Origin of the sequence: Mycolicibacter nonchromogenicus (genome assembly GCF_002101775.1) — a bacterium.
Classification (GTDB): Bacteria; Actinomycetota; Actinomycetes; order Mycobacteriales; family Mycobacteriaceae; genus Mycobacterium; species Mycobacterium nonchromogenicum.
The window spans coordinates 26,723-45,605 of record NZ_LQPI01000030.1 but is presented as its reverse complement, the minus strand read 5'-3'; the positions used below and the strand labels follow the sequence as shown (position 1 = coordinate 45,605).

The following is an 18,883-nucleotide window of genomic DNA, read 5'->3' as shown; positions in this document are numbered from 1 at the left end:
TTCTGTTGCTGACAGCCGAAAGCCGGCCGGCACGTCAAGTCCGGCCGGCTTCGGTGCTGTCAGCGGCCGGCATGACCCGGCATCACCGCTGACAAGACGGGCACCAGAAGCGAATCCGCTCGCCGTTGCGGTCGGACGCCACAGTGGTGCCGCACCGCCGACAGGGCAGGCCGGCCCGGCCGTACACCCACAACTGCCTGCCCTGCCGAGTGTCGCCGGTGGTACAGCGTGACCAGCGCAACCGATTAGCCCACAACATTTCCCGGGCCCGCGACACCAGCCGGCCCGGATTGTTCAGGTCGCCCACGGGTGTGGTGGGCAACCGCCCGACAACGAAGCACAACTCGTTGCAGTAGACGTTGCCGATACCGGCCATCACCGTCTGATCCAGCAGCGCCGAGGCCAGTGGACGCCGCGCATCGGCGATCAGGCGGGCCGTGGCCACAGCCGGGTCCCAGTCGTCGCCCAACAGGTCCGGCCCGAGGTGCGCGACGACCTCGCCGTCACGGTCGCGGTCCAGTACCTCCAGCACCCCCAGATCGACTCCTGTGGCGCGAACGGAGCCGGCCTCCAAGATGATCCGTGCCCGGTGATTCGCGACTCGCTGCCCGATCCGCCAGCTGCCCTCCATCTTCAGATGCGAATGGATACTGGCCGATCCCACGCGGATGAAAAGGTGCTTGCCGCGGCTGATCACCTCGTCGACACGCTGCCCGCGCAGATCGACTTCGGCGTAGCGGGGGACGCGGATATCGCAGCGGGTCAGGGTCTTGCCCGTCAATGCGGTCGCCAGCACGGCGGCGGTGTGAAAAACGGTGTCCCCCTCGGGCATCAGCGCATCCGCAATCCCCGGGGCGTGCGGGAGAAGCCCGCCTCGATCAACGCGTCCAGCGTCGGCGCCTCGGGGAGTTCCAACACCGGTACGCCGTCGACCCGCTCGATGAGAATCCCGTCCACCCGGCGATCGGTGATCAGCCGTGCCAGCGCCCCGGCGGCGGCATGCTGAGCCTCGGCGGCGTCGGCGAAGTTCAACAGCGTCCGGCCGCCACGCTCGACGAACCATGCCAACTCCCCGTCGACCAGGACCACCAGCGCGCCGGCTTTGCGGCCGGGCCGGGCAGTTCCCGGGTGCGCCGGCCAATTCAGCGCCGCGCCATAAGGGTTGGCCGGATCCGCCGCGGCCAGCGCCACCGCGTGGTAGTCGGGGCGGGCCGGGTCGACACCATCGAGGTAGCCGCGCAGCCGGTCTACGGTGGAGGCCAACGCGAACTGGGCTGCCCCCAGCGACTCGATGAAATAGCCACGCTGGCAACGGCCGGCGTCCTCGAACGCGGTCAGCACCTTGTAGACGTTGGCGAAACCGCCCGCGATGGCCTCGGCGGCGACTGCACCGCGGGTCAGCACACCGTAGCGGTGCAGCAGCAATTCGGCGGTGTGGTGCGCCCGCACGGTGGAATCCTCTTGCGGCGCAGGCAAAATCGACCAGCGCCCGGCCACCGCCGGGTCGGCGGCTCGGGCGGCGGCGTGCGCGACGCTGTACCGGCTGAGCCGGGGTGGGCGTCTGCTGCGGTGCGCCGGGGCGGCGCGCCGGGTGCCGGTCAGCACCGCGCGCACCGGAGCGAAGGTGTCGCCGGTGATCCATCCCGCCCAGATCAGTTCCCACAGCGCTGCTTTGCGTTCGGCCTCACTCGCATCGCCGCACAGCTGGCGGAAGAAGAACGCACCGCCGCCGCCGAGGGCATCCAGAATCGCGTGGTGGGCGTCGCCGAACTCGATCGGCGTCGCGGGTGTCAACGTCAGCGGCGCCGAATCGGCGGTGTGAAAGCGGATCCACCCGTCGGTGGCCGGGGCGTTGCCGGCCGGCGCGCCCGCGCCCGACCACAGCACCTCACCCGAGGCCAGCAGCTCGTCGAGCATGGCCGGTGAGTAGTCGCGCACCCGCGGCCCGAAGATCAATGGTTCCACCGCCGATGCCGGCAGTGCTACGCCGGCCAACTGCTCGATCACCCCGGCCAGGCCGTCCACCCCGGTGGCGGTGACGTCGTCCGCGCCGACCTGCTGCCAGGCCGGCAGGAATCGTCCGTAGGCAGCCGGCGACACCGGCTCGATCGCCGCCCGCAACGCCGCCAATGACCTGCGCCGCAGGATGCGCAGCACCTCGGTGTCGCACCACTGTTCGCCGGGCGAGGCCGGCAGGTCGGTGAATTCGCCTCGCGCCACCCGCCCGTCGGCCGCCAGTCGGCCCAGCGCATCGGCCGCCACCCGCACGCCCAACCCGAACCGGTCTGCGGCCTGCCCGGTGGTGAACGGGCCCCGGGTGCGGGCGAACCGGCCCAGCAGCTCACCCAGGGGATCGGTGACCGGTTCGGTGAAGCCCGTCGGAACCCCGGGCGGCACCGCCACCCCGAGGCCATCGCGCAGCCGGCCGATGTCCTCGATCGCCACCCACCAGCGCTGCCCGGCGAACGCCACCGCGAGCACGCGGCGGGCGGTCAACAGATGTTCCAGCCAACCACCCACGGCCGCACCCGCGGCCCGCGCACTGATCTCTTCGGTGGTGAGCGGACCGAGCAGGCGCAGCAGGTCAGCCACCCCCTCGGCATCGTGCACGGCCTTCTCCGGCGTCAGATGCTGCAGTTGCGCACTGAGGCCGGTGATCACCTCGGGGTCGAGCAGCTCGCGCAACTCGACTCGGCCCAACAACTGCGCCAGCAGAGTGGGATCCAACGACAGCGCCGCCGCGCGGCGCTCGGCCAGCGGGCTGTCGCCTTCGTACATGAAGGCCCCGACGTAGCCGAACAGCAGCGACGCCGCGAATGGCGACGGGGTGGCGGTCTCGACTTGGGACAGCCGCACCCGGCGTTGCGCGATCTGCGCCAGCAGGGTTGTCAGTGCGGGGACGTCGTAGACGTCCTGCAGGCATTCGCGCACCGTCTCCAGCACGATCGGGAACGTCGGGTACCTACGGGCCACGTCGAGCAGTTGGGCCGCACGCTGGCGTTGCTGCCACAGCGGGGTGCGTCGTCCGGGATGCCGGCGCGGCAACAGCAACGCCCGGGCCGCGCATTCCCGGAACCGGGAGGCGAACAGCGCGGAGCCGCCCACCTCGGCGGTGACGATCGACTCGATCTCGTCGGGGTCGAACACGAACAGCTCCGCCCCGGGGGCGTCCGCACCGGAGTCGGTGTCGGGCAGCCGGACCACGATGCCGTCGTCGGAGGCCGTCGGTTTCTCGTCGATGCCGTAGCGTTCGCGCAGCCGCCGGCCCACCGCCAGCGCCAGCGGACCGTGCACGCGTAGGCCGTAGGGGGAGTGCAGGACCACCCGCCAGTCGCCGAGTTCGTCACGGAACCGCTCAACGACCAGCGTGGTGTCGGTGGGCACCGTCCCGGTGGCGGTGCGCTGATCGTCGAGCAGTCGCCGCAGGTTGTCGATCGCATAATCGTCGAAACCCAATCCCGCGCAGCGCCTGTCGAACGACTCCGCGTCAAGTCCGGCCAACTCGCCGGTGAACGCACCCAGTGCTGCGCCCAGTTCGGCGGGCCGACCGACACCATCTCCGTGCCAGAACGGCAACCGGCCCGGCTGGCCGGGGGCCGGCGTGACCAACACCCGGTCGTGAGTGATCTCAGTGATCCGCCAGGTGGTGGCTCCCAAGGAGATCACGTCGCCGGGCCGCGATTCGTAGACCATCTCCTCATCGAGTTCGCCGACTCGGGAGGGTTTCTCCGCGCCCGCCAGGTATACCGCGAACAGTCCGCGGTCCGGGATGGCGCCACCGGAGGTGACGGCCAGCCGTTGTGCTCCGGGCCGGCCGGTGAGAGTCCCGGTGTCGCGGTCGTAGACCAAACGTGGCCGCAGCTCGGCGAATTCGGTCGACGGATACTTTCCGGAAAGCAGATCCAGCGTCGCCTCGAACACGCCGCGCGACAGGGTGGCGAACGGTGCGCTGCGGCGCACAGTGTCGAACCAGGTTTCGGCATCCAGTGGCTCCAGTGCCGCCGCAGCCACCGTGTGCTGGGCCAGGATGTCCAGCGGATTGGTCGGTACCGTCAGGGTTTCGATCTTGCCCGCGAGCATCCGGTCTACCGCGACCGCGCAGCCGATCAGATCGGTGCGGTGCTTGGGAATCAGTACACCCGAGGATATTTCGCCGACCTGGTGTCCGGCTCGGCCCACCCGTTGCAGGCCGCTGGCCACCGATGGCGGCGCCTCGATCTGGATGACCAGGTCGACCGCGCCCATGTCGATACCCAGTTCCAGGCTGGACGTCGCCACCACCGCGCGCAGTCGCCCGCTCTTGAGGTCCTCCTCGACGTCGGCTCGGGTCTGCAGCGACACCGAGCCGTGATGGGCACGCGCCAGTGGTGCAACCGCCTGAGCGGTGTCACCGCAACGCTCGTCATGGATCTCGTTGAGCCGACCGGTCAGTCGCTCGGCGAGCCGCCGGGAGTTGGCGAACACGATCGAGGAGCGGTGGGCTTCGATCAGGTCGACGATGCGTTCTTCGACCTCGGGCCAGACGGTGCCCTCCGCCGGATTGGCCATATCGGGCACCGGGACCTGAACCGTCAGCTCGAACGTCTTGGCCGCTGGGGGAGCCACGATCGTGGTGGGCGCTTGGCCCGACAGGAATCGGGCGACTTCTTCGGCTGGGCGCACAGTGGCGCTCAACCCGATGCGCTGAGCGGGACGGGCGAGCATCGCGTCGAGGCGTTCGAGCGACAGTGCCAGGTGAGAGCCCCGCTTGGTGCCGGCCACCGCGTGTACCTCGTCGACGATCACCGTGCGCACCCCGGTCAGCGTCTCCCGCGCCGCCGAGGTCAGCATCAGGAACAGCGACTCCGGCGTGGTGATCAAGATGTCGGGCGGCTTGGCGATCAGCTCCCGGCGCCGCGCCGCAGACGTATCGCCGGAGCGCACACCCACGGTGATGCCGGGAGCGGGCAGCTCACGCTGTGCGGCCAGCCGGGCGATGCCGGCCAATGGAGTACGCAGGTTGCGCTCAACGTCGACCGCGAGCGCCTTGAGCGGCGAGATGTAGAGCACCCGGGTGCCCTGACCGTGCTGTGCGGTCAGTTGGTCCACCGCCCACAGGAATGCCGCCAGCGTCTTGCCCGACCCGGTGGGCGCCACCACAAGCGTGTTGTGGCCGTCGGCGATGGCCGACCAGGCCTGCTCCTGCGCCGGGGTCGGTGCCGTGAAGGTACCGGTGAACCATTCCCGGGTCAGCGCCGAGAACCGTTCCATCGGCGCCGGGGCGCCCCGGTCGTGTGGGCTCACCCAGCCATGGTGCCAAGTTCGCCGGCGGAATGCTCCCGCGCTGCGGTTTTGTGCGCATCGTCGCCGGGTATCCGCCACGTGGTGATGTCGATGATCGGAGGTGGGGGATGATCATCCTGGACGAGGGGCCGAGGGTGGTTCGGCCGATATTCGCCGATGCGCAGCCCCGTGCGGCAGGAGGGCCGCCCCCTGAAGCGCCGCCCCGCGACTGGACTTGGGTCAACTGGGTGCTGTCCTTGCTGACCGCGCCGGCTGCCGCAACGCTGATGGCCTTCGCGCTGTCGCGGGTCTCTGGCTCTGCACTGTGCAGCAGGGCGGCGTGCCCGGAGCTCAAGGTGAACGGGTCGCTGTTCGGCGTGCTGTACCACGGGGCGGCGGGCATAGCGGCCCTGACGCTGTTTCTCGCCTTCTTCCTCGCGACGCACCGCCGCGGGATGGTGGTCTGGGCCTGCGGGTGGGCGCTGTTGGCGGTCGACCTGGCGGTCTTGGTCCTGCGGTTCTGACCACCCGGATCAACAGAGGAGACCGCGAGATGTCTGAGCTGATGAGACTGGCCGGTGGGGGCGGCATCATCGTTTTGACGCTGACTGTTGGGCGGTTAGCGGCTGCCGCCGGCCCCGACACCGGACCCGTGGTCAACACGACCTGCAGCTATGCGCAGGTGGTGTCGGCGATGATCGATCGGTCACCGGACGAGGCTGAGCGGTTCAACGCCACACCGGCCGCGCGGTCGTGGCTGCAGAATTTCCTGGCCGCCCCGCCGGAGCAGCGCCAACAGATCGTGGACGCGGCTCAGGACACCGTCGATGGCGCACACTACGTCGCGCTGTTCGTCCCCTTGGCCGACCACTGCGACAACTACTACAACAACTACTACTGAGCTCACTCTTCGACGGTGAAGAGCGAGTCGCCGTCTTCGGGACTTCCGGACACCTGTGCGCGGTGCCGACCGCCTTCGGCGGCCTCGTCGGCTTCATCGGGTTCATGATTCGAGTCGGCCACGTCGGGCTGCTCGGCTGCCAGCTTGGCGTCCAACGACTCATGTGCGGTCTCGCTGTCGGCGGCTAGCCAGTGATCGGGCGGGGTGACGGTCGCGTCGCCGTCGTCATTGCGCAGCTCGTCGGAGTCGGTGGCCTCGCTCGGCGGCAACGTTGCGTCGCCGGTGGTGTCGGTGGCCGCTGAATCGTGATCGGGTGCAGGCATGGCGCGTGCCTTTCAGTTGGCGATGGCCCATTGCGGATGAGGCGATTCGGGCGCCATGTATCCGACGCCGCGGACGGTGTCGACAATCGACTCGTAGCCGGCACCGAGTTTGGCGCGCAGGCGCTGCACATGGACGTCGACCTTGCGGCGGCCGCCCTCGTCACCCCAAATCTCGCGCAGCAGCCGGGAACGGGTGAAAGCATGGCCGGCGTGGGCCACCAAGTGGGTCAGAAGCTTGAATTCAGTCAGTGTGAGGTCGAGATTGCGATCGGCCAGCGTCGCGGTGAAGCTGTCCGGATGGATGATCAGATCGCCGAATTGCAGTGTTTTGTCGGTGGATTCGCGTCGACGTCCCAGAGCCAACCGTAGCCGCACACTGGCCTCAGCTGGGCTCGCGGTCGAGATCAGCACATCGTCGACGTGCCAGTCGAGGCCTGCGGCGGCGAAGTCTTCGGCGGCGACGACGGCCAGTACGGCAGCTGAGGGCTCCCAGGTCCCGACTTTGCGGCAGCTCTCCCGTGCCGCCGCCAGGTCGCCGCAGCCGTCCACCAGTACGGCTTTCGCGCCACGGCAGTCGGCTCGCGCGGTGTCGGCCAGGGGTCTGCGGACGATCGAATGCCCGAAGGCGCCCAATCCCGACAGGGACTGCGCGAATTCGTCGCGGTCGGTGAGTAACACTATCTCCATGCCTGGCTCCATCCGTGGATGCGGTGCCGTATCAAGGCTTTCAGGCTTGTACTACCCGCTGCGCCCAGGAAGTAACCCCTTGCGCAACGACAGGCCCGGTCCGTCAGACGGACCGGGCCTGCCTCCCCCCGCGCTACTGGTGAGACTGTTCGCGCGCCTCGGCTGCCTTCGCTCCAGCTCGGGCCGATTCGGCCTCGGCTTCGTGCTTGGCGGCGTCGCGCTGTGCTTCGCCCTTGTCCTGCTGCGCGCGGCCCTCGCGCGCCAGCTCGTCGTTGCCGGTCACAGCACCCAACGCTTCCTTGGCCTTACCCTTGAGGCCCTCGACGGCGCCGCTGATGCCCTCTGCGGTGGCACTGTTCTTGTCGTCCGACATAAGTTCTCCCCTTCCTGTTCTGTGGCCGGCCCGCGCGGTGTTGCGGCCCGCCACAACCGCAAGGCTTCCCGGGCGGCCGGGCATCCAAACGTGGGCCGCCGCGATGAATCACCTTGACGCGGCGCTCATCAGCGCGGACGGTGAAAGATGTGGGACTGCGCACACCGCATTCGGACGCCGGTGGCGACCGGCTGGGTCAGGAGGACCGGGAGGTCCGGGCGGCTGCCCGATTCGCCGGGGTGATCACCGCTGCCGCGCTGGGGTTCGTCGTCCTGGCGGTGGTTGTGGTGGGGTCGTGCGACCCGCAGTCGGTCACGGCGGGGTGCGGACGGCCGTACCGGACCGTCCTCGCCGTCGGCGGGCCGGCGATCCTGGCCGGTGGCGGGCTGTGTGCGTTTGCGCGCACCTACCGCGTGTGGCGCGTGCGGGGCACCTGGTGGGGCTGGCAGGGCGCCGGATGGTTCTTGATGACGTTGATGCTGGTGATCTTGCTGATCAGCGCCGTGCCGATCATGGGAGTGGACTGATGTCGGCACGGTCGCCGTCGCTGTGGCATGGCTGTGAACGTGCTGCCAAGCCCGGGCCTGACCCGGATCATCGCCATACGATATGTCAGGGTCGCGGACTGGGTCGCCTGATATCGGTCGGTTTCTGGGGCGACTCAAGATTGCTGCTCAGGAGGAGGAATTGCCATGGGTGACACATTTCACGACCCCGTCGACCATGTCCGGACAACCCGGCCCCATGCGGGCCGCGCCATGATCGACGTGTTGGGGTGGCCGGGCTACTCACTGTTGGTGATCGGCATGGTGGCCGGGATCGGCTGCCTCGCCGCATTCGGTACCGGGCATGATCGCCAAGGTGTGGAGGTCGCGGTTCTCGCGGTGCTCGCCGCCGCCTTGGGCGCAGTGTGGCTGCTGTTCGAGCATCGCCGCATCGGCAGAGTGAACCATCAGTGGCATCTGGCGCACGCCGAGATGCGGCAGCGGCCCTCCACGAGTTAGCCCGAGGGGTCAGTCGGCCCGGCCGGAATTCCGGCCGGGCCGCGCTATGTACCGAAATCGATGATTGAGACCCCCACGATGGGGTACAGACTTCCCATGACTGATCTCCGGACAGCCGGCGTGCGATGTTGACGGTGTCGGCTGAAGGCGGATGCACGAGAAGGCCTGCAAGCGAGGGTGGTGAACAGTCGATTGACACGCAGCAGTAGTCTCGGTCCAATTTCGCCGGGAGGCCTCATGACCGACATTGACAGCGACCGGGATCATCGGTCGTGTAGTGAACGAGCCGTCGAACTACGGGTCGCGCCCAGGTTGGAAAGCCTGGCCGTGGTGCGCATGTTGGTCGGTGCGGTCGCCACCTACGAAGACTTGGACGTCGACAAGGTCGCCGATCTGCGCTTGGCCATCGATGAGCTGTGCACCCAGCTGATTCGTAGTGCCGCGCCCGGTGCGATGCTGACGGTCGTCATCGACCCGCACGACGACTACGTGACCGTTCAGGCGTCCGCAGCCGGGGACGGGGCCGGCGTCCTGACCCCGGGAAGCTTCAGTTGGCACGTGCTGACTTCGCTGGTCGACGACGTCCAGACCTTCCGCGACGAGCATCAATCCGACGGAGCGGGTGAGGTATTCGGGGTCACCTTGACAACCCGCCGGGCGGGCTCCGGGCGGTGAGTCCGCGTGCCGCCGGCAGCGGCTCAAAGTCCGGATCGGAGTACTCCGATGTCGGCGACATGTTTCGGGAGCTCGCCGAATACGAGCCCGGCTCACCCGACTTCCGTAACCGCAAAGACAAGATCGTGGAGCGGTGCCTGCCGCTGGCCGACCACATCGCCCGCCGGTTTGAGGGTCGCGGAGAGCAGCGCGACGACCTGGTGCAGGTAGCCCGGGTCGGCCTGGTCAACGCCGTGACACGCTACGACGTCGAGACGGGTTCGGATTTCGTCTCGTTCGCGGTTCCGACGATCATGGGCGAGGTCCGCCGCCACTTCCGTGACAACAGCTGGTCGGTGAAGGTGCCGCGCCGGCTCAAGGAACTGCATCTTCGGTTGGGGGTGGCCACCGCTGAACTGTCCCAGCGACTGGGGCGGGCGCCGACCCCCTCCGAGCTCGCCGCCGAGCTTGAGTTGAGCCGCGACGAGGTGGTCGAGGGACTGGTCGCAGGCAGTTCGTACAACACGCTGTCGATCGACGGCGGCGGCAGCTCGGATGAGGACGACGTTCGTTCCATCGCTGACACTCTCGGTGACGTCGACACCCGGATGGATCGGATCGAGGACCGGGAGGCGTTGCGCCCCTTGCTGGATGCCCTTCCGGAACGCGAACGCACCGTGCTGGTGCTGCGGTTCTTCGAGTCGATGACCCAGACCCAGATCGCCGAGCGGGTCGGTATCTCGCAGATGCATGTCTCGCGCCTGCTGGCCAAGTCGCTGGCCAAGTTGCGCGACCAGCTGCAGTAACGCCGTTCAGCTGCCCGGGGTCAGACCGCGGGTGGCCGGGCCTTCCAGAAGAGTGCCGTCCGGGGCGAAGCGCGACCCGTGCAGAGGGCACTCCCAGGCCCGGTCGGCGTCGTTCCAGCTGACGATGCCGCCCAGGTGAGGGCAGACCGGGGAGACGCGGTGCTCCACGCCGTCCACCCGGCACTGGGCCTGCAGATTCCACGGGGGTCCGCTGACCACGCCGCCGTCCTCGCCCACGCCCTGCTGGCCGATGTAGGCCGTCGGCGTGATCCAGCCCTTCGCCAGGTGGATGCCGACCGAAAGATTGGCCGCCAGAGCCGTGGTCAGGCCGCGCAGCTCGCTGGTTCTCCAACTGGCGAATGCCCGGTCCCACGCTGGTCGTTCGCCCAGCAGCCGGCCCGACAAAGCCAGGGCGGCGGCCGCTCCGTTGGTCATGCCCCATTTGTTGAACCCGGTTGCCACGTAGATGGTTTCGTTCTCCGGAAGGATGGGTCCGACATAGGGCAACTCGTCGACGGGCGCGTAGTCCTGTGCTGACCACAGATGCGTGCGGGTGGCTCCCGGGAAATGTCTGACGGTCCATGACTCGAGTTCGGCCAGGCCGTCGGTGGGGTGCTTTTCGCGGCCGACGGTGTGCCCGGCCCCGCCGACCAGAAGCAGATCCGAGCCGTTGACCGGGGCGTACCGCAGCGATCGGGTGGGTGAATCGGTGGAGATCATCATCGGACGAGTGATCTCGCCGGGTACGTCGAACGCCATGCAGTATGACCGCTTCGGCTTGACGCGTGCGAAGTATCCGCCCCGGTCCAACACCGGGATTCCGGTGGCCAGCACCAGTTGCGTGGCCCGTAGATCGGTGCGCCCGCGTGGGCCGTCGACCTGCAACCGAAGTCCATGACGGCTGCTGGACACATGCTGCACGCGGGTGTGTTCCACCAGCTGTCCGCCGCCGGCGAGCAGCTCGGCGCGTAGCGCGTCCAGGAACGGCATCGGGTCGAACTGCGCCTGCTCGCCCAGCCGGGTGCCGCCGTGGTAGTCGAATGGCACGTCGGCGTGTTTCTCCCACGTCACCGGCAGGCCCAGCGCGCGGCAGGCCTCGAACTCAGCGCGCGCCGCCGCCACCCCGCGTTCGGACTGAGCGAAGGTGTAGGCGTCCTCGCGCTGGACCGGCACTCCGGCGGACTCACAGAACGACAGCACCCAGTTCTGTCCGGCGCGGTTGCCGTCCAGGTACGCAGCGGCCAGGTTTTTGTCCTGCTTCGCCGAGATCGTCGACAGCTGGGTGCCCTGCAGCAGGCTGATCTTGGCGGTGGTGTTCCCCGTCGCGCAGGAGCCGACCGTCCGGGCCTCCAGCACCAGCACCTGGCGGCCGGCGCGCGCAAGCAGCACCGCGGTCATCAGACCGGTGATACCGGCGCCCGCCACCACCACATCGGCGAAGCCGGGCAGATCTTCTGCGGTGCCCGAAGAAGGTGAGGTCTCAATCCGGTCGGCAAGCCACAACGAGGTCATGGTCGATCAATACCCCGCGGGGCGGGCGCGAAACGTGTGAGCGCTCACGAGGGTTTCGGCCCCATCCCGGTGGGTATGCGACCGGGCGGGTTCGGATCCGGACCCGCCAGTCAACGGGAGGGAAACCCATGGACGCATTGAGCTTTCTTCGCGCCGACCACGAGAGCGTGTTGGGCATGTTGGAGGTACTCGACGGTGCGCCGCAGAGCGACGGGGCGCAGCAGAGCGGCTTGGCGACCATGGTCACCAACTTGGTGATCGCCGAGTCCCAGCACGAAGCGGTCGAGGAGCAGATGTTCTGGCCGGCGGTCCGCGCGGCGCTTGACGACGGCGATGACCTGGCCGACCACGCCATCGCCCAAGAGGAGGCCGGCAAGGTGCTGCTGCAGCTACTCGAGGACGGTAGCCCCGGTGAAACCGAGTATCACCGGGCCTTGGGCGAATTCGTCACGGTGGCAAGGGAGCACATCGACTACGAGGAGAACGTGGTGTGGCCGCGGCTGAAAGCGGCGGTCAGTGCCGAGGATCTCGAGAAGCTGGGCGACAGGCTGCATGCCGCGAAGAAGATCGCGCCGACCCGCCCGCACCCCAACGCCCCGTCCGGCGGGCTGGCCCAGAACACCCTGGGACTGGCTGCCGCGACGGTCGACCACCTGCGTGACCACTTGAGCGGCCGGGCGGCGGATAACCCGCCCGACGCGCCCAAGAGCTGAACCAAGCGGCTAGTCGGGCGGCTCGTCCGGATTGCCGCGTTTGGGCGTCTCGCGAGCGCGGGCCTCAGATCCGTATTCCCGGGCGACCTTCTCGTCGAGGCGATCGACGGTGTCTCCCAGGTCCTTCGGCCCGCGTTCGCGATCTTCGCCACTGCTTTCGGGCATTGCGCCGACTCTCCAGTCTTCCTCGTCCACTACGTTGTGGCGCAGTGCTGCTCGTGGGCGAAGGGCTTCTCGGCGTGTACAGCAGGGCTGCCGTCCGGGTTGTCCTGGGGGCCGCGATTCTTTCGCGCGGAGCCGCCGAGCCAATCACGCGTCGGGGTCTTGACGTACTCCCACTCCATGCCCTCCGGCCACGGGCCCTGCCCCTGGTTCCAGGGGCCGCGCGTGGTCTCGCCCTCGGACAGGTTGAATGCCACGTTCTGGAAGCGCTCGTCGCCGGGCGCCTGTCCGGGCGGGAAGTTGACCGGCAACTCGTTGAGCGCGGCGGTGAACTGCTGGAAGTGGGTGACCTCGCGGGTCATCAGGAAGGTGAGGGTGTCCTGCACGCCCGGGTCGTCGGTGAACTGCTTCAGGTATTCGTAGACCACCTTGGCCCGCGACTCGGCGCCGATGTTGCTGCGCAGGTCGACGGAGGGGTCGCCGTTGGCGTTGATGTAGGCGCCGGTGAACGGAGTGCCCACGGCGTTGCTGACGTGCGGCCCGCCGCCGGTCTCAACGAAGTGCAGTGGGTTGATCGCGACCTGGTGGATGATGTGTTCGCGGCCGTTGGGGCTGGCCACCGCCGGCATCCAGTCGCAGAGCTCGTTGGCGTTCTTCAGATCGTCGTTGAGGCCGTCCAGCAGCATGGTGATCATCGAGCCGACCATCTCCAGGTGGCTGAGCTCCTCAGTGGCGATGTCCATGAACAGGTCGTACATCTTCGGGTTCTTGCGGCGCAGCAGGAACGCCTGGGTGAAGTACTGCATCGCCGCCTTGAGTTCACCGTTCTCGCCGCCGAACTGCTCCTGCAGCAGCCGGGCGAAGCGCGGGTCGGGCCGGTCGACCCGGACCTCGAATTGCATCTCTTTGTTGTGTACGAACATGGTGGCTCCCTTGTGTGAAACGGCTGCAACAGCGGTAGTTGGCTTCCTGCCTCCGGCGTACCCGCATGGGTGTCCGCCTAACCTTCCGGGCGCCGAAGTTGACCCCTGCGTTTGCTTCGGTGCACCCGCGGGTAGCCGGGCGGTGTTCGGCGACACGACGGAGGCGATCACATGCGGGCGGTCACGTGGCAGGGAAAGCGCAAGGTCCAGGTGGACACCGTGCCCGATCCCAGGATCGAGCAGCCGACCGATGCCGTCATCGAAGTGACGACCACCAACATCTGCGGGTCCGATCTTCACCTCTACGAGGTGCTCGGTGCTTTCATGGACCCTGGCGACATCCTGGGGCATGAGCCGATGGGCGTGGTGGCCGAGGTCGGCAGCGCGGTCAGCAACCTCAAGCCGGGCGACCGAGTGGTCATCCCGTTCCAGATCGCCTGCGGCCATTGCCGTATGTGCTGCAATGGGCTGCCGACGCAATGCGACACCACCCGGGTTCGTGACCAGGACACCGGCGCCGCGCTGTTCGGTTACTCCAAGCTCTACGGTCAGGTTCCGGGCGCGCAGGCGCAGTACCTGCGGGTGCCCCAGGCGCAGTACACACACATCAAAGTGCCCGAGGGGCCGCCGGATTCGCGATTCGTGTACTTGTCCGACGTGCTGCCGACCGCGATGCAGGCGGTCGACTATGCGGCGATACCCGAAGGCGGTTCGGTGACGGTGCTGGGACTCGGGCCGATCGGTGACATGGCGGCCCGCATCGCCGCGCATCAGGGAGCCCGGGTGATCGGCGTGGATCTGGTGCCCGAGCGGCTTGGCCGGTTGGCCCGGCGGGGGATCGAAATCGTCGACCGCAGTGAAGTGTCGGATCTCGGTGAGGTGATTCGTGATCGCACCGAGGGTCGCGGGACCGATGCGGTGATCGATGCCGTCGGAATGGAGGCGCACGGTTCCGGCGCAGCCAAGGCCGTGCAGCAGTTGAGTTCTATGCTGCCGGATGCGGTGGCCCGACCGATGATAAAGACGGCCGGAATCGACCGTCTCGCTGCACTGTATGACGCGATCGACGTCGTGCGACGCGGCGGCACCGTGTCGATTGTCGGTGTCTACGGCGGCAAAATCGACCCGCTGCCGATGTTCACGCTGTTCGACAAGCAGATCACGCTGCGGATGGGTCAGGCCAACGTCAAGCCGCGCGTCGACGCGCTGATGCCACTGCTGACCGACGATGACCCGCTGGGCGTCGACACCTTCGCCACCCACGAACTGCCGCTGGAGCAGGCGCCGGAGGCCTATGCGATGTTTCAGGAGAAACGCGACGGCGCAGTGAAGATCACGCTCAAACCGTGAGTGGATCCGTGTGGGGCCCGAACCGCCGCTCTCCCGGGCACGGGCTGCGTCAATGCGGCTGACGTGAATCGCTTCCGGGTGGCAGGAGGTGTTCGACGACAAAGTCCGCCGCCTGCGCGGTCATGCCGTTCATCGCGTACGCCGCGTGCGCGGCGCCATCGCCGCCAGTTGAGCAGACCGGATCGGCGGGTGCGCACAGGTCGATCGTCTTGGCTGCATAGCTCGCCCCGATCGACACGGGCGGCGCGCCGATGGAGTCCAGGAACGCCGCCGACGGCCTTCCCAGCAGCACCACAGCGGCGACGTGCTCGGCCGCCTCGGGCGGTAGCGCAGTTCCCAGCCCGCCGGCCGTCGGTTCGGTGAGGTATCCCATCAGTGCAGCGCCGCGCGAGTAGCCGCCGAGGACGATTTGGGTGTTCGGACAACCGGCTGTCATGTCGCGGATGTGGATGGCTGCGTCGGTGACACCGGCGGCGGACGGCTCGAAGTCGGGTACCGCCGAAAAGTTGACCGGGTAGACATCCAGGTTGCGGCCCCAGGTTCGCCACCGTAATGCGTCGATGAACTGTTGGCCGATCCATCCGACGCCGGGCGCCTCGCCGGTGCCGCGGGCGAACACTATGTGAAGATCAGGGCATTCCGCGGCGCCCGCTTCGCCGCCGGCGGGGGAACACAGCAGCGTCCACCCAGACAGGGTCACCGCGGTGAGGATCCGAGTAATCACAGCACTTCGTGCGGTACCCACGACAGGCGGCAGGCAAACCGTGGTTTATCTCCCACTAAAACGGCAAGCCTATTTCGATGCCGTCGTCGACGGAGCATGTGGACGAACAATGAATTGCAGTATCAAAGGGGGAGACCAATGATCACAATGTCTTGGACCAGGCTTGCCGTGGTCGGCGGCATGGCGCTGGCGTTGGCGGGCGGCACCGGCCTGGCAGATGCAGCACCGGACCAGCCGACCCAGCCGGGTCAACCGGGCCAGCCGGCGCAACCAGTCGAGCCGGGACAGCCCGGACAGCCGGGCCAGTGGTCGCAGAACCCTGCGGTGAACACGACTTGCACATATTCCCAGGTGGTGGCAGCGATGAACGCTCAATCACCGGATGCCGCAGCACAATTCAACGCAGCACCCATGGCGCAGTCGTTCCTGCGGAACTTCCTCGCGTCACCGCCGCCGCAGCGTGAGCAGATGCTCGAGCAGGCCCAGGCAGTGCCTGAGGCGGCGCAGTACGTCAGCCTGATCGGCCCCATCGCCAATACCTGTAATAAGTACTGAGGGGCCGTCGGCGGGTGCTCAGGCCGTAGCGCTGCCTGACGTCGTACTTCGACACTGCGCCCGCAACGTGGGAACGCGGCGATGTGTGCTGCGCATCGTCGTCGATGCTGATTTCTGGGCAGGGCGTTTTGGTGCGCTGACCAAGGCCGGCTGGACTCCGAAGCGCCAGGGGCCGAGCGGCGAGAGGGGAGGACCGGGCCGGTCCGGACGGGTAGACCGGCCCGGTAGTCAAGGGCGGACAGCACCGAAATGCTGGACGCGGGAACAAACGGTGAAAGCGCTCGCGCGCATGGTGACCCCCGCCGCTGTGCCCGCCGTCCGCCGTTTCATTAGGGCGGAGTACCCGCGCAATTGCCTTGCTACACCGCTTCGTTTGTGGGTTCGGCCGCTCGGGTATGCGGGTCGGTATTGGGAAAGTTGTCCGCGGCACGAAGGGAGAGGTCATGTCCGGATCGCTGGAAGGACGACGGGTCGCAGTTCTGGTGGCGCCAGAAGGCGTCGAACAGATCGAGTTGACCGAACCGTGGCGGGCGGTGACCGAGGCCGGCGGACAGCCGATGCTGGTGTCGACAGCCGAAGGACCCGTTCAGGCCTTCGACCACCTGGATCGCGCCGACAAGTTCGATGTCGACCGGCAGGTCCAGGATGTCTCGGCGGATGACTTCGATGCGCTGGTCCTGCCGGGCGGGGTGGCGAACCCTGACCAGTTGCGCACCGATGAACGCGCGGTGTCGTTCATCCGGGAGTTTTTCGACGCCGGCAAACCGGTCGCTGTGATCTGCCACGGCCCGTGGACGCTGGTGGAAGCCGGCGTCGTCGCCGGGCGACGGATCACGTCGTGGCCGAGCCTGCGTACCGACATCGTGAATGCGGGCGGCGATTGGGTCGACGAGGAGTTGGTGCGCTGCGACTGCGGGCCGTCGATCCTGTTGTCGAGCCGTAAACCCGATGACCTGCCGGCGTTCTGCGATGCATTGGTGCAGGAGTTCGCGGCACGGGGGGCAACGCTGTGACGTCAGAGCCGATGCCGGTGCCTGCCGAGGCGGACAATCGCCGCGCGCGGCTCTGGGTCAACTGGGCTGCCGCTGTGCTGACCGCCGCGGGGGCCGCGTTGGTGATGGTGTTCGCGATGGGCGCGGTGATGAGCACCGCCGCCTGCAGCACCGCCGAATGCCCCGATCTGGGGCCCAGCGAGGCGGTCTTCGGCGTGCTGTACTACGGCGCACCGGCGATCTCCGCGCTGACCATCCTGGCCTCTTTCTTCACGGCCGGGCGACGGCGTGGATTTCTGGTGCCGGTGGCGGGTTGGGTGCTTCTGGGGGTCGATCTGCTGGCTCTGCTCATCGCATTTCGGCGTTAGGGGGAGGCGGTTCGTCGATGGATCAGCGCCGCGCACCTGTGCTGGAAGCCCTGGCCGACTACCAACGCAAAGACCGATATGGCTTCAGCCCGCCCGGACACCGCCGGGGACGGGGCGCGGATAAGCCGGTGCTCGACGTGCTGGGCACCGATCTGTTCGGTGCTGATGTGCTTGCCCGGGGCGGCTTGGATGACTGGGAAGCGCGCGGAGGTTTCCTGACTGAGGCCGAGCAGCTGATGGCCGACGCCGTCGGTGCCGAGATGGCTTTTTTCTCCACGTGTGGAAGTTCGCTTTCCGTTCGCGCGGCGATGATGGCGGTGGCCGGCTGCTCGGGCGGCCTGCTGCTGCCCCGCGACAGTCACAAATCCGTGGTGGGCGGGCTGATCTTCTCCGGTATCCAACCGCGCTGGATCGCGCCGCGCTGGGACGCCGAACGGCATCTGAGTCACCCGCCGTCACCGGAACGCGTTGCCAGTGCGTGGGAGGAGCACCCCGACGCCGCTGGCGCCCTGGTGGTCAGCCCGTCCCCGTACGGAACCTGCGCGGACTTGGCTGCCATCGCTGAGATTTGTCATGCACGGGGCAAGCCGCTGATCGTCGACGAGGCCTGGGGTGCGCACCTGCCCTTTCACGAGGATCTGCCGACCTGGGCGATGGACGCCGGCGCAGATGTCTGCGTGGTCAGCGTGCACAAGATGGGAGCGGGGTTCGAGCAGGGGTCGGTGTACCACGTCCAAGGCGATCTCATCGACCGGGAGCGACTGACGGCGTGCGCCGATCTGTTGATGACCACCAGCCCCAGCGTGCCGATCTACGCGGCATTGGACGGATGGCGTCGCCAGATGGTGCACCGGGGACATGAACTGCTGGACACGGCAATCAGATTGGCGCGCGACGTGCGCGGACGAATCGACGAGATCGCGGGAGTCGACGTGCTCGAGCAGGCACTGATCGGTACGGAGGCATCCCACGACCTGGACCGGCTACAGGTCCTGGTCGACGTGTCGGCCACCGGGACGTCGGGCTACCAGATCAGAGACTGGCTACGCGACCAGCGATGCATCGACGTCGGGCTCGCGGATCACCGGCGGATCCTGCTCACCATGTCCTTCGCCGATGATCACGGCACGGCTGACCGGCTGCTGGATGCGCTGCGCACATGGCGAGACGCCGCAACAACTTTCGACACTCCGCCAGTAATCCAGCTACCCTCCCCGCGGGAACTGCAACTGGAGTCCGTGCAGCTGCCCCGGGAGGCGTTTTTTGGCCCGACCGAGATGGTCGCCGCATCGAGTGCGCCCGGGCGTATCGCGGCAGAGCAGCTCACGCCGTACCCTCCGGGAATCCCGGCGGTGGTGCCCGGCGAGCGCCTCAACACCGCCGTCATCGACTATCTGCGGTCCGGGCGGACAGCCGGGATGGCGGTGCCTGACGCCACCGACAACACCCTTGAGCAGATCCGCGTGGTGGCCTGAGGGTCTGCGAAGGTTTTGCGCGGACCTCAGCGGGGTAACCCACAGCAATGACACTGACATTGCACAGCCCCACGGACGTGGTCGATGGGGCCCGCGACG

At 67.8% G+C, this 18,883-nt stretch carries 21 protein-coding genes; 12 read left to right on the top strand and 9 right to left on the bottom strand.

All coding sequences use genetic code 11. The features are described 5' to 3' along the window. Positions 1-82 precede the first annotated feature (82 nt). Together nei2 and AWC18_RS05095 are read right to left on the bottom strand one after the other, a co-directional pair. Positions 83-832 carry an endonuclease VIII Nei2 gene (nei2, locus tag AWC18_RS05100; RefSeq protein WP_085137989.1) on the bottom strand — a complete coding sequence of 250 codons (750 nt, stop codon included), beginning with the start codon at positions 830-832 and terminating at the stop codon, positions 83-85. Beyond that, the gene (locus AWC18_RS05095; RefSeq protein WP_064996815.1) at positions 832-5,250 is read right to left on the bottom strand and encodes an ATP-dependent helicase; all 4,419 of its coding nucleotides are present in this window, start codon (positions 5,248-5,250) and stop codon (positions 832-834) included. The genes nei2 and AWC18_RS05095 overlap by 1 nt, the downstream gene beginning before the upstream one ends. 23 nt (positions 5,251-5,273) lie before the next feature. Here AWC18_RS05095 and AWC18_RS05090 point away from each other — a divergent pair, with 23 nt between their 5' ends. Both AWC18_RS05090 and AWC18_RS05085 read left to right on the top strand, forming a co-directional pair. Further along, positions 5,274-5,786, top strand: coding sequence for a hypothetical protein (locus AWC18_RS05090; protein ID WP_234784367.1), 513 nt, complete (start codon positions 5,274-5,276; stop codon positions 5,784-5,786). Between the two features lie 29 nt (positions 5,787-5,815). Then, positions 5,816-6,163: a hemophore-related protein gene (locus AWC18_RS05085; RefSeq protein WP_234806426.1), complete on the top strand. Its 348-nt coding sequence runs from the start codon at positions 5,816-5,818 to the stop codon at positions 6,161-6,163. A gap of 2 nt (positions 6,164-6,165) precedes the next feature. Here the strand turns inward: AWC18_RS05085 and AWC18_RS05080 are convergent, their stop codons facing one another. From AWC18_RS05080 to mbp1, 3 genes are all read right to left on the bottom strand, one after another. After that, positions 6,166-6,486: a hypothetical protein gene (locus AWC18_RS05080; RefSeq protein WP_085137988.1), complete on the bottom strand. Its 321-nt coding sequence runs from the start codon at positions 6,484-6,486 to the stop codon at positions 6,166-6,168. A gap of 12 nt (positions 6,487-6,498) precedes the next feature. Beyond that, positions 6,499-7,173, bottom strand: a complete 675-nt coding sequence (locus AWC18_RS05075; RefSeq protein ID WP_085137987.1) for a winged helix-turn-helix domain-containing protein — start codon at positions 7,171-7,173, stop codon at positions 6,499-6,501. Between the two features lie 133 nt (positions 7,174-7,306). Continuing rightward, complete coding sequence (gene mbp1 / locus AWC18_RS05070) at positions 7,307-7,546, bottom strand: microaggregate-binding protein 1 (protein ID WP_064996819.1); 240 nt, start codon at positions 7,544-7,546, stop codon at positions 7,307-7,309. Between the two features lie 155 nt (positions 7,547-7,701). Here mbp1 and AWC18_RS05065 point away from each other — a divergent pair, with 155 nt between their 5' ends. The 4 genes from AWC18_RS05065 (at position 7,702) to AWC18_RS05050 (ending at position 10,010) form a co-directional block, all read left to right on the top strand. Then, on the top strand, positions 7,702-8,073 hold the full coding sequence (locus AWC18_RS05065) for a hypothetical protein (protein WP_064996861.1): 372 nt from the start codon (positions 7,702-7,704) through the stop codon (positions 8,071-8,073). 165 nt (positions 8,074-8,238) lie between these two features. Continuing rightward, positions 8,239-8,550 carry a protein UsfY gene (gene usfY, locus AWC18_RS05060; protein ID WP_085137986.1) on the top strand — a complete coding sequence of 104 codons (312 nt, stop codon included), beginning with the start codon at positions 8,239-8,241 and terminating at the stop codon, positions 8,548-8,550. A 237-nt stretch (positions 8,551-8,787) separates the two neighbouring features. Beyond that, positions 8,788-9,225, top strand: coding sequence for an ATP-binding protein (locus tag AWC18_RS05055; RefSeq protein ID WP_064996821.1), 438 nt, complete (start codon positions 8,788-8,790; stop codon positions 9,223-9,225). Then, entirely contained in the window at positions 9,222-10,010 is a 789-nt protein-coding gene (locus AWC18_RS05050; protein WP_064996822.1) for an RNA polymerase sigma factor SigF, read from the top strand. Before AWC18_RS05055 ends, AWC18_RS05050 begins: the two co-directional genes overlap by 4 nt. Positions 10,011-10,016: 6 nt before the next feature. On the opposite strand, the gene AWC18_RS05045 is transcribed toward AWC18_RS05050, so the two are convergent. After that, positions 10,017-11,522, bottom strand: coding sequence for an FAD-dependent oxidoreductase (locus AWC18_RS05045; RefSeq protein ID WP_085137985.1), 1,506 nt, complete (start codon positions 11,520-11,522; stop codon positions 10,017-10,019). Positions 11,523-11,650: 128 nt separating this feature from the next. Between AWC18_RS05045 and AWC18_RS05040 the strand changes: the two genes are divergently transcribed. Beyond that, a complete protein-coding gene (locus tag AWC18_RS05040; protein ID WP_085137984.1) occupies positions 11,651-12,235 on the top strand; it encodes a hemerythrin domain-containing protein in 585 nt (194 codons plus the stop codon). A gap of 9 nt (positions 12,236-12,244) precedes the next feature. Here AWC18_RS05040 and AWC18_RS21605 read toward each other — a convergent pair whose 3' ends face one another. After that, on the bottom strand, positions 12,245-12,400 hold the full coding sequence (locus AWC18_RS21605; RefSeq protein WP_165607190.1) for a hypothetical protein: 156 nt from the start codon (positions 12,398-12,400) through the stop codon (positions 12,245-12,247). Positions 12,401-12,429: 29 nt separating this feature from the next. Beyond that, the gene (locus AWC18_RS05030) at positions 12,430-13,320 is read right to left on the bottom strand and encodes a manganese catalase family protein (RefSeq protein WP_085137983.1); all 891 of its coding nucleotides are present in this window, start codon (positions 13,318-13,320) and stop codon (positions 12,430-12,432) included. Between the two features lie 171 nt (positions 13,321-13,491). Between AWC18_RS05030 and AWC18_RS05025 the strand changes: the two genes are divergently transcribed. Beyond that, on the top strand, positions 13,492-14,670 hold the full coding sequence (locus AWC18_RS05025; protein ID WP_064996827.1) for an alcohol dehydrogenase catalytic domain-containing protein: 1,179 nt from the start codon (positions 13,492-13,494) through the stop codon (positions 14,668-14,670). A gap of 49 nt (positions 14,671-14,719) precedes the next feature. Here the strand turns inward: AWC18_RS05025 and AWC18_RS05020 are convergent, their stop codons facing one another. Beyond that, positions 14,720-15,370 carry a cutinase family protein gene (locus tag AWC18_RS05020; protein ID WP_234806425.1) on the bottom strand — a complete coding sequence of 217 codons (651 nt, stop codon included), beginning with the start codon at positions 15,368-15,370 and terminating at the stop codon, positions 14,720-14,722. Between the two features lie 165 nt (positions 15,371-15,535). Here AWC18_RS05020 and AWC18_RS05015 point away from each other — a divergent pair, with 165 nt between their 5' ends. From AWC18_RS05015 to AWC18_RS05000, 4 genes are all read left to right on the top strand, one after another. Continuing rightward, positions 15,536-15,949: a hemophore-related protein gene (locus AWC18_RS05015; protein WP_420093311.1), complete on the top strand. Its 414-nt coding sequence runs from the start codon at positions 15,536-15,538 to the stop codon at positions 15,947-15,949. 443 nt (positions 15,950-16,392) lie between these two features. Next, a complete protein-coding gene (locus AWC18_RS05010) occupies positions 16,393-16,962 on the top strand; it encodes a type 1 glutamine amidotransferase domain-containing protein (protein ID WP_085137981.1) in 570 nt (189 codons plus the stop codon). After that, complete coding sequence (locus AWC18_RS05005; protein ID WP_064996829.1) at positions 16,959-17,309, top strand: hypothetical protein; 351 nt, start codon at positions 16,959-16,961, stop codon at positions 17,307-17,309. The genes AWC18_RS05010 and AWC18_RS05005 overlap by 4 nt, the downstream gene beginning before the upstream one ends. A 17-nt stretch (positions 17,310-17,326) precedes the next feature. Continuing rightward, complete coding sequence (locus AWC18_RS05000; RefSeq protein ID WP_085137980.1) at positions 17,327-18,784, top strand: aminotransferase class I/II-fold pyridoxal phosphate-dependent enzyme; 1,458 nt, start codon at positions 17,327-17,329, stop codon at positions 18,782-18,784. Positions 18,785-18,883 lie beyond the last annotated feature (99 nt).